The organism is Mucilaginibacter corticis (assembly GCF_007558865.1).
GTDB lineage: Bacteria > Bacteroidota > Bacteroidia > Sphingobacteriales > Sphingobacteriaceae > Mucilaginibacter > Mucilaginibacter corticis.
Map to the genome: position 1 here is coordinate 56,965 of NZ_VLPK01000006.1, position 12,894 is coordinate 69,858.

At 47.5% G+C, this 12,894-nt stretch carries 18 protein-coding genes; 13 read left to right on the forward strand and 5 right to left on the reverse strand.

Features of this window, described 5'->3' with window-relative positions:
• The first annotated feature begins 172 nt into the window (after positions 1-172).
• The 4 genes from FO440_RS22000 (at position 173) to FO440_RS22010 (ending at position 1,947) form a co-directional block, all read left to right on the forward strand.
• Positions 173-715, forward strand: a complete 543-nt coding sequence (locus FO440_RS22000; protein WP_144250475.1) for a DUF922 domain-containing protein — start codon at positions 173-175, stop codon at positions 713-715.
• A 116-nt stretch (positions 716-831) separates the two neighbouring features.
• Positions 832-1,023: a hypothetical protein gene (locus FO440_RS22005; RefSeq protein ID WP_144250476.1), complete on the forward strand. Its 192-nt coding sequence runs from the start codon at positions 832-834 to the stop codon at positions 1,021-1,023.
• 5 nt (positions 1,024-1,028) lie between these two features.
• Entirely contained in the window at positions 1,029-1,157 is a 129-nt protein-coding gene (locus FO440_RS25010; RefSeq protein ID WP_262711508.1) for a hypothetical protein, read from the forward strand.
• A gap of 526 nt (positions 1,158-1,683) precedes the next feature.
• Positions 1,684-1,947 carry a hypothetical protein gene (locus FO440_RS22010; RefSeq protein WP_144250477.1) on the forward strand — a complete coding sequence of 88 codons (264 nt, stop codon included), beginning with the start codon at positions 1,684-1,686 and terminating at the stop codon, positions 1,945-1,947.
• Between the two features lie 473 nt (positions 1,948-2,420).
• Here FO440_RS22010 and FO440_RS22015 read toward each other — a convergent pair whose 3' ends face one another.
• From FO440_RS22015 to FO440_RS22025, 3 genes are all read right to left on the reverse strand, one after another.
• Positions 2,421-3,389: a quinone oxidoreductase family protein gene (locus FO440_RS22015; protein WP_144250478.1), complete on the reverse strand. Its 969-nt coding sequence runs from the start codon at positions 3,387-3,389 to the stop codon at positions 2,421-2,423.
• A 55-nt stretch (positions 3,390-3,444) separates the two neighbouring features.
• On the reverse strand, positions 3,445-3,990 hold the full coding sequence (locus FO440_RS22020) for a Crp/Fnr family transcriptional regulator (RefSeq protein WP_144250479.1): 546 nt from the start codon (positions 3,988-3,990) through the stop codon (positions 3,445-3,447).
• A gap of 106 nt (positions 3,991-4,096) precedes the next feature.
• The gene (locus FO440_RS22025) at positions 4,097-5,089 is read right to left on the reverse strand and encodes a zinc-binding dehydrogenase (RefSeq protein ID WP_144250480.1); all 993 of its coding nucleotides are present in this window, start codon (positions 5,087-5,089) and stop codon (positions 4,097-4,099) included.
• A gap of 13 nt (positions 5,090-5,102) precedes the next feature.
• Between FO440_RS22025 and FO440_RS22030 the strand changes: the two genes are divergently transcribed.
• From FO440_RS22030 to FO440_RS25150, 7 genes are all read left to right on the forward strand, one after another.
• On the forward strand, positions 5,103-5,540 hold the full coding sequence (locus tag FO440_RS22030; protein ID WP_246104295.1) for a winged helix-turn-helix transcriptional regulator: 438 nt from the start codon (positions 5,103-5,105) through the stop codon (positions 5,538-5,540).
• A 165-nt stretch (positions 5,541-5,705) separates the two neighbouring features.
• Positions 5,706-6,062: a Rossmann-fold NAD(P)-binding domain-containing protein gene (locus FO440_RS22035; RefSeq protein WP_186292755.1), complete on the forward strand. Its 357-nt coding sequence runs from the start codon at positions 5,706-5,708 to the stop codon at positions 6,060-6,062.
• Positions 6,063-6,144: 82 nt separating this feature from the next.
• Positions 6,145-6,384, forward strand: a complete 240-nt coding sequence (locus FO440_RS22040) for an RNA recognition motif domain-containing protein (RefSeq protein ID WP_144250481.1) — start codon at positions 6,145-6,147, stop codon at positions 6,382-6,384.
• Positions 6,385-6,390: 6 nt separating this feature from the next.
• Positions 6,391-7,209, forward strand: a complete 819-nt coding sequence (locus tag FO440_RS22045) for a helix-turn-helix domain-containing protein (RefSeq protein WP_144250482.1) — start codon at positions 6,391-6,393, stop codon at positions 7,207-7,209.
• Positions 7,210-7,258: 49 nt separating this feature from the next.
• Positions 7,259-7,699, forward strand: a complete 441-nt coding sequence (locus FO440_RS22050) for an SRPBCC domain-containing protein (RefSeq protein ID WP_144250483.1) — start codon at positions 7,259-7,261, stop codon at positions 7,697-7,699.
• Positions 7,696-8,928 carry an SRPBCC family protein gene (locus tag FO440_RS22055; RefSeq protein WP_144250484.1) on the forward strand — a complete coding sequence of 411 codons (1,233 nt, stop codon included), beginning with the start codon at positions 7,696-7,698 and terminating at the stop codon, positions 8,926-8,928. The genes FO440_RS22050 and FO440_RS22055 overlap by 4 nt, the downstream gene beginning before the upstream one ends.
• A gap of 77 nt (positions 8,929-9,005) precedes the next feature.
• Positions 9,006-9,134 carry an ATP-binding protein gene (locus FO440_RS25150; protein WP_144250485.1) on the forward strand — a complete coding sequence of 43 codons (129 nt, stop codon included), beginning with the start codon at positions 9,006-9,008 and terminating at the stop codon, positions 9,132-9,134.
• A 3-nt stretch (positions 9,135-9,137) separates the two neighbouring features.
• Here FO440_RS25150 and ligD read toward each other — a convergent pair whose 3' ends face one another.
• Positions 9,138-11,852: a DNA ligase D gene (ligD, locus tag FO440_RS22065; protein ID WP_144250486.1), complete on the reverse strand. Its 2,715-nt coding sequence runs from the start codon at positions 11,850-11,852 to the stop codon at positions 9,138-9,140.
• A gap of 74 nt (positions 11,853-11,926) precedes the next feature.
• Positions 11,927-12,091, reverse strand: a complete 165-nt coding sequence (locus FO440_RS22070; RefSeq protein ID WP_144250487.1) for a DUF3606 domain-containing protein — start codon at positions 12,089-12,091, stop codon at positions 11,927-11,929.
• Between the two features lie 138 nt (positions 12,092-12,229).
• Between FO440_RS22070 and FO440_RS22075 the strand changes: the two genes are divergently transcribed.
• Both FO440_RS22075 and FO440_RS22080 read left to right on the forward strand, forming a co-directional pair.
• On the forward strand, positions 12,230-12,481 hold the full coding sequence (locus tag FO440_RS22075; protein WP_144250488.1) for a hypothetical protein: 252 nt from the start codon (positions 12,230-12,232) through the stop codon (positions 12,479-12,481).
• A complete protein-coding gene (locus FO440_RS22080) occupies positions 12,482-12,883 on the forward strand; it encodes a DUF5655 domain-containing protein (RefSeq protein WP_144250489.1) in 402 nt (133 codons plus the stop codon).
• Positions 12,884-12,894 lie beyond the last annotated feature (11 nt).

A 12,894-nucleotide genomic window follows, 5' to 3' on the forward strand; every position in this document is an offset into this window, starting at 1 on the left:
TCAAGAAGGCGCAAACACGGGTTAAATATTCGTTCATAGCCTGGTCGGCGGTAATCATAACACAAAGCTATTGCTAAAGTTATTAGCAAACAAGTGTTATGAAAAAATTATTGGTTTCTAAAATATTTGTATTTTAGTTGTGCCGAATGACCTTATTCTAAGTACACTATCAATGCAAATATTAAAACCAGTTGTTTTTTTATTTTTAATTATCAGTCCCACTTTGACAAAAGCACAACAAGAGGTAATTAGATGGGATGAAAAAAGACCATTGGTTTGGAGCGATTTCAAGGGCAAACTCGGATTTGGTTGGAGTGCTTCAACATATTCTCAGATTGATTACACATATAAGGTACTAAATCTTGATTGTGAGTATATTGTTACTTTTGATATAAATAATGATTTTTACCCTAAAAATTCAATGAGTTGGAGTCATTACAATGGGGATGATGATTATCTTTTACATCACGAACAATTGCATTTTGATATTACAGAGCTTTTTACACGTAAATTTGCTACTGCTCTTCACTCCGCAGTTTTTACAGATAACTTTAAATCAGAAATTGCAGAAATTTATAATAAAAATTGGGCAGAATGTGAGGCTATGCAATCTAAGTATGATGCCGAAAGCGAACATTCAAGAAATTCAAAAATGCAATATCGATGGCAGTTGTTTATTTATTTACAACTCAAAGCCCTGCCAAGAAATTATTAATAACGATATTTTAAAACATCTTTTTGAAGCCGGATAGCTAAGATTTATTAGATATTTCAATCATAGTCCGGGACATAACTTAATAAATGGCGTAACATTTGTTACAACCTATAGCTATGACACCAGTGAAAGATGTACAAGAATTTTTAAGTAAGCCTTTCCGTTCAAGAAATTCTTTATTTGTATATAATTTCTACTTTACTACAGAGACCCGGGGATTAATGGAAGTAATCTATCTGTTAAAAGACCAAGTTGAGTTTTTCAGGTTTGAAGTTGATTATGCAGATAAAGAACCAATATTAGACTAGATGATGTGGAAACCGTATTAAAAAACAAGGATAGTATTGTTGGTATCAATATGGTGTTAAGTGAGGCTTTATATTATTTAACGCATACCGTTGAAGCGATTTGGCGATATGACCCAACTAATGCTATCAACTAATAAAAAAGACTAACCTGTATTTCAAAGTTAGCCTTCATTTAAAAACAACAATAACCAATGGTGTTATGAATCACCAGTTAATGAACGTGAGCTTATTCAGAATGTTCCGAATATTGTAATTAAATAAAAAGGCTAACCATTTCTGATTAGCCAATTAACATACTTACTGATTAATTGAATTACCCCTAATTGTATAATCAAGTATTTATAAAATATAAGTTAGTTAAATTTTGTTTTATTGGTTAATGAATATTTCCCCCGGGTTTTTTTTTCACTTATTATTATGGAAGGTTACTTTTATGGTTGCTCAGAAACCATGTTTAAAATTTATTGGCTAAATCTGTTATACAAAAAAGGCTAACCTTATCAAAAGATTAGCCCTAACTTAATTAACTGATTGATTAAAGCACCACTAAAGCCAACCAATTGTATTTATAATATCAGACTGTACAAATTGTTTGATTTTCGGAAATAATTTTGTAATATTTCTGCTTTATTTTAAATTTATCAATCGAATAATTATGGAATGATTCATTTTCAAAAAGACGCTCTCACCTACTTAACTTTAAATAATTCATCAGCAGAAGGGAAACCGATTATCAATGTAGGCGATTTAATAATTTTTTCGGAGGAAAATTCATCAAGTAACTCATTTATTGCCTATGATGTTTTCTTTGCTTTAGTAGGTTTATACTTTGAATATTTTGAAATTGGAACAAGGAGACATCAAGTTATTAGAGTAACGGGCTTACTTACTAAGTTCCAAAATAATATATCTTCAATTCAATAATTCTGCTACCGTAGTACGTAGAACACCTGCAATTTGATAAATCTTTCTACAGATAATTCATTCACTCCGGATTCCATTTTACTATATCCGTGTGTGTAATTTCTAAAAATTCCGCCATATTGTATTGACTGTATTCTAATTCCCCCCGACGTTTTTTTATGCTAATTAATACTTGTTCTAATTTGAGTAATTTTTGCTCCATTCCTGTAGGTTCTAGAATGATTAACAACATTATTTTGCTATGTATGTTCATTGACCACGTATTAAAATAATTAGCTAAAAAGAATGCGGGAACCAAATCGAGGATCTGTTCTGTTGTTTGGTTTATCAAGTTCATCCCTTATAAATTTTACTACTTGGTATCATAATTAACTAACATCTATACTGAATGGCAACCTCATTCGTTAAATACGGTTATTGTTTGATTAAACCATAATTTCTTGTTTAATGAGCTTTTCTGTGTCTCGCTCGGCTCAGATCAAAATGACGGGACGGCGCCCGCCGGGCATGTCAAGTGACCATAATCCAGCCAGGTCTTCCAGCCTGACCGGGATGGTTTCCACCCTGATCTTACCCTGGGCGGCCAGCTCGAACATTTCCGGCAGGATATCACTGAACAATAAACCCACCTGCTGGCGTGTCCAGGCCCCAAGTCCGGAGCCGGTCAAAGCCAGGTTAGTGCTGCGCAGGAGCTCGGCGGATAACTGGATGTATTTCCCTGACATGGCCCCCACCGAAACATAACGCACGCGACGGGTGAATGCGCCCTTACCCTGCAGGCAGCCCAGTATCAATCCGGCGCTCGGCCCCCATAAGTAATCGAGCACCACGTCAAAAGGCGTTTCCGCGTTTAATCTAGCCAAATTTTCTTGGAGCATTGCCTCCTCCTGATCGAGCGACAGTACTTCATCCGCGCCAAGCGCCAGCAAGTCCTGGAGCGATGTCTCGTTCCGGCCGGTCGCGATCACCTTTTTGGCCCCATAGTGACGGGCAAGCTGCACGGCTACCCGCCCGGTAAACCCAGTGGCACCGTTGATCAGTACCACATCACCGGTTTGCATGTCGGCCTTAAAGAGAAGTGCCATTGCTGCGCCGATCACAGCGTTTGGCAATGCCGCCGCAGTCTCATCATCCAGTTGCTGAGGTACCGGTACGATCCGGTCCCGGTCGACCAGGGCCAGTTCGGCCATCATCCCTTCACCCATCGCATAGACCCGGCGGCCATCCGGTAGCAGGCAAACGCCATCCCCGCCGACGATCCTGCCGCCCGCTTCCGGTGCCTGGCTGGAATAATGGCTGCCGGAAGCGCGGGCTTTGTCCAGGTGTTTAAGGGCGACAGCTTTTACGCTGACCAATATTTGTTCGTTATTAGATGGGACGGGTACGGGCCATTCCGTCACTTGGGGAAGGCTATTCGAAGTGGATATTACAGCTGCTTTCATACTGCAAATTTAGCCCGGATGTTGTCCGCGGACGATAACATATGTTACCAAATGCTCAGAAATGCCGCTTGCCCTTGGCCAGTTTGCTTTTGATCCGGCTCAGGTGGACCTTACTGATCCCAAGGTACGAAGCGATATAATGTTGCGGTACGCGAAGGATAAGCTGGGGTCGTTCGGTCAACAATTGTTGATAGCGCTGTTCGGGCGTGTCGCGGATAAAGGAAACGAATTCGTGCATATAATGTATCTGGCGCTGCACCAGCAATGGCACCAACTGCGCACCGAGTCGGGCCACCATTTCCAGCACCTGCGGCTTAGGCAAAAGGTACAATACCGAGGGCTCGATGGTTTCAATGGCAATGGGACTCGGCGCATCGTTCATAAAACTTTCAATGGCCATCAATCCTTCACCCTCGAAAAAGAACTGCACCGTTTTGTCCTCACCATTATTATTAAAATAAGTGCGGACAGCCCCCTTTTCGATATAGATATAGTGCTCAGAACGCTGGCCTTCTTCCAGCAGCAGGGTTTTGGCACCCACATCCAGCCGTCGCTGAAAAGACTGGTACTGTTCCCAGAGCTCGCGAAATTTATATAGCATGCTCCTAAAGATAGTTATTTATCTGTTTTATTGTATAACTGGTCCGCCTAAAAGAACGGGTTACCGGCCCCGTTCTTTTAAGTAATGGCCCGTGGGCCTTGTTAAGCTATCCGATTACCAATACGGCTTTACTGCCGTCGGCAGCAGTATAGGATAAAGCCGCTTCGATCTCTTCCAGGCTGAATTGTTTTCCCGCGTTGAATTTGAAGAACGACAGGTGGATCACCTGGCTGATCGCTTCCAGCGCCTGCGCTAATTGCTGGGGGTCTTGCACCGTTGCTGTTTTGAAGTTACTGAAGCCCTTGATGGTGATCCCTTTGGTAAGCATACCGGTATGAAAAGATACCGGGGCCGGGCCGCCCAGGAAACCATAAGCGTAAACTGTCGCGCCGGCGGGCAGTACGGGTATCAGCTGACTAAGCAGTTCGCCGCCGACACCGTCAAATACCGCGGTCGTTTTCAACGCTGTCGCTATCGTCATTAATTCCTGCGCAAATTGTTCGGTTCCCTGCACCAGGATATGCTTTGCCCCCAGTTTTTCCAGTTCCGCTTTACTGCTTTCGTTCCGGACGATCGATAGTACCGGCAGCTTGGCCTCAAGGGCGAAACCCAGCATTGCTTTGCCCGTATCTGAATTACCGGCTGTGATGATCACACCCTGGTGCCCTACCTTTAAGAATTGTTGCATGGCCGCGTACGCGGTAATAATATTGACCAGCGACCCTGCATGATCAGCCGGATCAGCATCATCCGGCAGGATAGCGCATTGGAGGTAAGGCAGGTGGGCATATTCGCTCCAGGTGCCGCTAATGTTGCCGTCGCTCAGTGACCGGTAAACGGTCACCAGTTTGCCCAAATACTTTTCGGGCACTCCTTCACCGATGGCGGTCACCTGGCCGGCACCTGATACACCGGCAATATCGTACCGACTTTGCGTAAACATCCCGGCGGGAGCATTCCCGCTGATCAGGAATTTATCGCCGGGGTTGATCCCCATCGCACTCATTTTGATCAGGAGATGTCCTGCGCTGACTTGTTCTGGTTTTGGAACTTCGGTCAAAGCCACCTGTCCTTTACCGGTCATCGTTATTGCTTTCATTTTTTCTTTCGTTTTGATTACGGAACAAAAGTATATTTGTACTTACGAAGTATCAAGTACCTACCAAATAGTATGTATCATGGCTGTAAAAGAAAGCTCTACCAATCAATATAATAAACGGCTCGTCACCACCCAGTGCCCCATCACTTTCATTGCCTATAAAATGGGCAACCGCTGGAAACCGCTGGTGATCCGCCAGTTGTTCTCCGGTACCAAACGCTATGGCGAATTAAGGAAGGCCATCACGGCTGTCTCAGAGAAGATGCTGATCCAAACGTTAAGGGAACTGGAAGCTGACGGCATCATCAACCGGAAAGCCATGCCGGTCATTCCGCCGCATGTGGAATATAGCCTGACCGAAAGCGGAAAGGACCTGGAGCCGGTGATCTCCGAAATGGTGAAATGGTCGTTGAAACATAACCGTTCACACGAATCGACTACAAACTGCTAAATCTTTGTTTATTAGAAAAAAAGACCTATAAAAGTATTTGGTAACGGAGCCGCAGGCTTCATCGGAACTGCCATCGTGCAGGAATTATTAAGTGCAGGCCAGGAGGCGCCGGGGCTGGCGCGCTCGGAAGCATCGGCCTAAAAGATAATTCATGCAGGCGCAGAAGTGCTGCGCGGCGATCTGGAAGACCAGGAAAGTTTGCGGACCGGCGCCGCACAGGCAGAAGGCGTGATCCATGCCGGTTTTATTCATGATTTTACCCGTTTCGCGGAAGTCTGCGAAGTAGACAAGATAGCCATTCAAACCATTGGCGCTGTATTGGCAGGTTCGGGCCGCCCCTTTATCGTCACTTCAGGCACGGCATTGGCCAGCCCGGGACAAATGGCGACGGAGAATATCAAACCGCCGGTCAACCCGGGATGGCCGCGGGCTTCGGAGCAAACAGGTGATACTGTTGGTGCAGCATCGGTGCGATTGTCGCCTTCCGCACGCGGTAAGGGGGATCATCATGGCAGGGTTTAAGGAATAAGTGTGGCAAGGGATCCCTGCTAAACTTATCGTGTTACTGGTTTATTTTTTCACGGTCCCTGTTTATATTTGCCCTATGACCTCAAAATTATTCGTAGTGGGTTTTCCGCGGGAGATGACGGAGACCACTTTGCTGGATGTGTTCAGTATGCACGGGAGCGTAGTAGCTTTGAATATTGTGAAAGACAAAGCGGCAGGGTTTAGTTTGGGCTATGGTTTCGTGGAGATGAGCGTACGCCCTTTTGATAAGAGGCCGGCTTTGAAATACCATGCCAAGGAAACGGCCGAGACGGCAAATGAGTTAATTTACAAATAACCAGCAATGCCGAAATTCCACTTTATATCGCTCCTGCCGCATCCGCTACTACAGCCATTCCTGGCAAAACTGTGGGTATTCGAGAGTGAAGGGCGGATGCCCGAGAGGGAAGTAAAACTGATCGTACCCAACGGCAATTTTAAAATGGCATTTGCTTACCGCAACGGTATCGGCACAAACATCGCTGGACAAAGCTTCGTCATGCCTGAATACCAACTCACCCTTTCCGGCCTGATCGATGAACCCGTGCGCCTGGACGCGCAGACGGATGCGCAGACGGGCACCATTGGCGTGGAATTCAAGCCGCTGGGTGCTTACCGTTTTTTCCGGCTGGGTTATGCGGATCTCAAGAATCAGATCCTGCCACTGGAAGACCTGGCGGGCCAGGCAGTCACCGGGCTGCGCTGGCGCATGGCCGAAGCCGGTACGTTAGCGGCTAAAGTGCAGCTCTTGCAGGAATTTTTGTTAAGCAGGTTAGCAGCGACAAGCAGCGACCCAATTTTCGACTATTGCACCCAACGAATCACGGCTACCCAAGGCGTCGTGAGCATCTCCCAACTGGAAAAAGAAACCGGATATAGCGCTCGTTGGCTGAATGTCAAGTTCGCGGAACGCTTAGGCACGAATCCCAAGAACCTGGCGGCGATCACTCGCTTTGGACCCTGCTACGAAGCGTTTATCAGCGGGAATCTCAAGGATGAAATGTACCGGCATTACCACGACCAGTCTCATTTCCTGCGGGCTTTCAAACGTTTTACTGGGGCGACGCCCACCGAATTGCAACGCAGCCTGAACGAACTCGGCAGCCAGGCTTTCCGCGCCTGACTTCCGATTTGTACAATACCCACGTCTGGCAACCGTCCATCTTTGCAGGATGGAAGAAAACTTTAGCACCAGTATAACCGTACCGCTCCACGCTGCAGCAGCGCTGGAAAAGATCTGCCAGGTACCCGCCTGGTGGGGAGTCACCATTGAAGGCCCTACCGAAAAACTCGACGATCAATTTGTGATCAGGATGGGCCAGGAAGCCTATTTTAATTGCGCCATTACCGAACTGATACCCGGCAAAAGAGTGGTTTGGTCGGTGGGTGATTGTTTTATGCCGTGGTACGAAGATAAAACCGAATGGAGCGGCACCCTCATGATTTTCGACTTGGACGAAAGTGGCAGTGAAACGGAGATCAGCTTTACGCACGAGGGAATAACGCCGGAATCCGAGTGCTACAAAGATTGCCAGCCGGGCTGGACCCACTGGATCAGGAACAGTTTATTTTCTTATCTAACAACCGGGAAAGGAGATTTTAAGCAGCGATGAACACAGTCTATACCACCACGGTCGCGGTGCCCCGGATACCGGAAGCTGTTTTTGATGTGCTGATCCATCAGGTCGAAGACTATTGGCCTGAAGCGATGGAAGGGTCATCGATCCGCCTGGATGATGAATTTATCTTCCGGTCAGGCGAAGATCATTATTCCAAAAACAAAGTAACCCAGTTTGTTCCGGCTAAAAAGCTGGCCTGGCTGGTGACGGACAGCATCCGAAAAACCGACTACTTTAGCTGGACGGGGACGCAAATGATCTTCGAGTTGGAACCCCAGGGACGCGGCACCCGGCTGACTTTTACCTATGACGGCGAAGTGATGGAACATGAACAAGATCGGTTGGCAGGGCTTTGTGACCTTGTTGTCAAGGGGAACCTGAACAAGTTATTACATAGTGACAGCGTCAGCGTGACTATTACAATAAGCGCGGCACCAGAACACGTATTCGAGGCCTTGCTAAACGTCAAAAAATGGTGGGGTTTTGAGGACCTGGAAGGCAAGAGTAGCGCTTTATATGATGTCTTTACGATCAGGCACCCGGGTACTCACTATTCGAAACAACAGGTCACCGAGCTGGTTCCCGGTAAATACCTGGTCTTTGAAGTGATCGAAAGTAATTTAAGCTGGCTGAAAGATCCCGCCGAATGGACCGGCACGCGGCTGGTCTTTGAGCTATCGCCCGGTCAGCTCCGTTTTACCCATGAGGGCCTGACACCTGCCAAAGAATGTTACGCGCAGGTCAGTGAAGGCTGGCGCAGCATTATCAGTGATAATTTTCTTAAAACAGTAAATGATATGAAAAAAGTGAGCATTAGCAACCACGCTTCTGTGGTGGTCCAGCGCAGTGAACGCGGTAACATCCGTAAATTCTACCTCGAAACCCTGGGCGGTGAACTCCGCAGCGATGACCCGGAGCGCGATTTGATCCGGCTGGGCGACGACTTTTTTATTGCATTCCTGTACGACGACGTACCGGACGAAAGCGAGATCGGCCGCAAAGCGCGGTTCCTGTGGCTGGAATTGAAAACCGGCGATGTGCCAACCATGACCACAAAAATTTTGACTGCCGGCGTACGGAAGCTGGATATACCCGACCCGCATTTATACTTCCAGGCCCCTGGTGGCCAGGTTTGGCGCCTGGTCGGCGCCGATGAAGATATGTCCTTCTATGAAGGGCGCGGCGACGGCCCGGATGTCAGCCGGGTAAAAGCGGCGCTTTAACGCCGCTGAAATTATTTATAAAATTTCCTGAAAACTTATTAACCAAGGTCACTGCCTGGCTTTAACGCAAACCTCCGGTGGGTCTCGGCTTATACATCTCGGCGGAGATCATCCGGCGTCATAGCGGGCAGACCGGCGTGGACAGCATGATCGGCAAGGGCTCGTCTTTTTGGTTCACCTTGCCGGATCGTCAGACCGGCCAGTAATTGCTACTTAAACACACTTTGTGCATTTTTTAAGGTATTGGCCAAATCTATGCCCTCTCCCAGCACTCCATGAAAAAGGTCGCCGGTCTCTTTGAGGCGGTCAAGCGCGTTATGGATGTTGAAATGCTGTATGGTCAGGCCGGGTTTTACTTCATCCCAACTCAATGGCATGGATACCGTCGCTCCGGGTTTGGGGCGCAGGGAATAAGGCCCGGCAATAGTGGCGCCCGGACGGTTCTGCAAATAGTCCAGGTACATTTTGCCTTTGCGGGCGGCAATGCTGCGCTCCAGGCTGGTATAGTCCGGTATCTGTTCGTGGACATGTTTAACGATGATATTGGCAAAGAGCTGGCTTTGCTGATAAGTGTATTTACCGGCCAGCGGGACATAGATGTGCATGCCGGTCGAGCCCGAAGTTTTCGGGAAACTGGGCACATCGATCGAGTCCAGAATATCTTTGGCGATGCGAGCCGCTTCCACCACCTGGTCATAGGTATGTTTATCCGGGTCCAGATCGATTACGCAATAATCGGGATTGTCCGGTGTTTCGGCCCGGCTGAACCAGGGGTTGATCTCGATGCAACCCAGGGAGTTCATCCATAATAAACTAGCTTCGTCTGTGCCGACCAGGTATTTGGTCACTTTACCTTCATCGGTCACATGGTCGAAGGTTTTAGCCCAATCGGGTGCTTTATCGGTGACGTTTTTCTGGTAAAAGCTTTGGCCGTGGATACCACCGGGAAAGCGGTTGAGCGACATGGGCCGGTCTTTCAAATACGGCATCATGTATTCACCGACCTTATAGTAATAATTGAGCATATCGCCCTTGGTCACTTTATCCTCGGGCCAATAGAGTTTGGTGACATGGTTGAATTTGAGTTCGTGACCACAGATCTTTTTGGTTTGGGTATCTTCGGTCGGATTGAGCAGCGTTTTGCGCCCGGTGCTTTTTACCGGTTCCAGTTTCAGATCTGCTTTCTTCGTTTTGGATGTTTCCTTTTTGGCTGGTTCGGCAGCATCAGATTCGGCTACCGTTTCTTCCGTATCCACCGGTGTTTCCAAAACCACGTCTTTGGCTTTTTTATCGGTACGCATGCCCTTAAAGGAAGCTTGCCTGAATACGCCATCGCTAGTTACCTCGGCAAATCCGACTTCGCAAACCAGTTCGGGTTTGAGCCAGGTTGGCTGGGCGCCCATGCGTTTGGGGCGGAAGCGCGTCGGTTTATCGACATCTACCTCATAGTCAAATGGGCTGTCTTTGGTGATGAGCGGCTCGAATTGGGCCATCATTTCCTTTTGCAGCTTATCGGAAAAACCCGTGCCTACCTTACCCACAAATTGCAGGTCGCCTTTGGCGTCATAGACCCCGAGTACCAAAGCGCTGAAGGACTTGCCGGTGCCTTCATTTTTAGTGAAGCCCGCGATCACCACTTCCTGCCGCCTTTGTACTTTAACTTTCAGCCACTCTTTAGAACGCAGGTCGGAGGTATAAACGCTGTCGGCTTTTTTGGCGATGATGCCTTCCAGGCCCATGCGTTCGGCGGCCGCAAAGAAGTCAATGCCATTCGCATCAAATACTTTGCTCTGGCGGATATGATCGTTGTCAGTTGGTAAAATGGATTGTAAGATTGCCTGGCGATCGCTTAGGGGCAGGCCCATCAGGTTTTTGCCTTCGTACCATAAAATGTCGAAGATATAGAATACGAGGTTGCCGTCGGCTTCGCTGCGCCAGTTCTGCATAGCACCGAAATCGGAGATGCCTTTGTCATTCAATACCAGCAGCTCGCCGTCGAGCACTGCGTTCATGCCCCATTTTTTGAGCGCATCGTTGATGGGGTAATATTTCTCAAAGGGCAGGTTGTTGCGGGAGATGAGCGAAACCTCATCCTTTTGGATATTGGCAATGGCGCGGTAACCGTCCCATTTAACTTCAAAGACCCAGCCCGGCTCGTCAAAAGGCTCGTCAACAAGCGTGGCTTTCATGGGTTTGATATTGGCCGGTACTTTGGATTTAGGAGCTGCCTTTAAAATTTTTGCAACATCTGCTTTAGTGGTTTCCGGTTCTGCTGTTTCTACTTCTTCAGCCAGTTCCTGGTCAGGTACCACATCTTCTTCATGCCCATGCTGCCAGACCTTTTCACTGGTCTTTTCCATGGTTTCGATGGTTTTACCAGAGAGTACAGACTTATCTTTTTTTGTGATATCCTCGCTGGTCGCAAATTCGTCTTTGTGCTTGATCATCAGCCAGCCGTTCTCACCCATGCCGTGGGTTTTGACCATGGCGAATTCACCGTTGAGTTTTTCACCGTGCAGTTTGATCTTCAGCTGACCTGAGGCCAGTTGCTTGAGTAAATGTTTTTCCTGGGCTTTCTTGCCTTTGATCGGTTCGATCGGTTCATAGGTACCTTCGTCCCAAACGATCACCGTGCCGCCACCGTATTCGCCTTTGGGAATGATACCTTCGAAGTTGAGGTAGTCGAATGGATGATCTTCGACCATCATGGCAAGGTGCTTTACTTTCGGGTCCAGGCTGGGGCCTTTCGGCACGGCCCAGCTTTTGAGTACGCCGTCCATTTCCAGCCGGAAGTCATAATGCAGACGCGAGGCATCATGCTTCTGCACCACGAAAATCAAATGGTCTTTATCCTTGCTGGCCCCGGCTTTGGGTTCCGCGGTCTTTTCAAAATCCCTTTTCTTGACGTATTCCTTTAAGCCCATCCCGTTTTTTTTTACTTTGATCTCCTGACAACAAAGCCCCTTTCGGGGCTCATGCAATTAATCACAATTACTTACTATTTGATCTTTTTTTCGACCGCTGATCGTTGATTGCTGCCCGCAGCCTTTTTGGCGTCTTCCACCTTCTTAGGCGTTGTTCCCGTTTTCTTTGCTTCGTATTTCAATTCATGTGGTTGCTCGGATACCGAATGCCTTTCCACTTTTGTCCCTCTTGTTGCCATAGTTTTGATTGATTTTAGATGTACCTGATTAACAAGCTTATTCCGGTATAGTTTTAACTTGTAACTAAAGAATTGTCTTAATTCAATATTTGCACAACTAAAAGTCCCGGCGCTTGTTGCACTAACAAAATAGCTCCTATGAAAAACCCATTCCATAAAGAAAATAATACCGGCCTCATCGTCGGCGCCATCGTTGCCGGAGCCTTAGCGGCCGGTGCAGGTATCTGGTTCTATCTGCGCGGCAAACGTGCTGCCGAGGCAGAAGCTTACCGCCACGAGCACGCCCAGGATTACCTCAAAAACAAACAAAAGAAAAAGAAAAAGCATAAAACGGGCCTGGATGAGCTGGAGGATATCGTACAGCACCAACAGGCGCCGCACGAAGCATAAATGAGCTGGACCTGCCCGAAATGTGACCGTGAACTTCCCTGGGCTGACTACCGGCATTATTGCCGGCGGGTCAGCCTGGATAGCTTATTTGAAGGACGTTCACCGGAGCTGGTATTGGTATTTGATAAGATATTGGCAGAAGTGGCCGACTGGCCAAAAGTGCTTATCGGTGTGACCCCGAACTGCATCGTCTTTACCCGGCGCGTCGGTTTCCTCATCATCCGGCCCATGAAAAAATGGCTGGACATTAAATTCTATTCGGCAGTAGCACACCCGGAGAAACCTGTTATCAAAAGCGTGGCTGTAGGCCGGAAATTTGCTAACCATATCCGGCTGACCACAACGGAAGACCTGCGGCCCGGCCTGTTCAAATATATTCGCGAGTCATATGAACTGAAGTGATTACAGTTAAT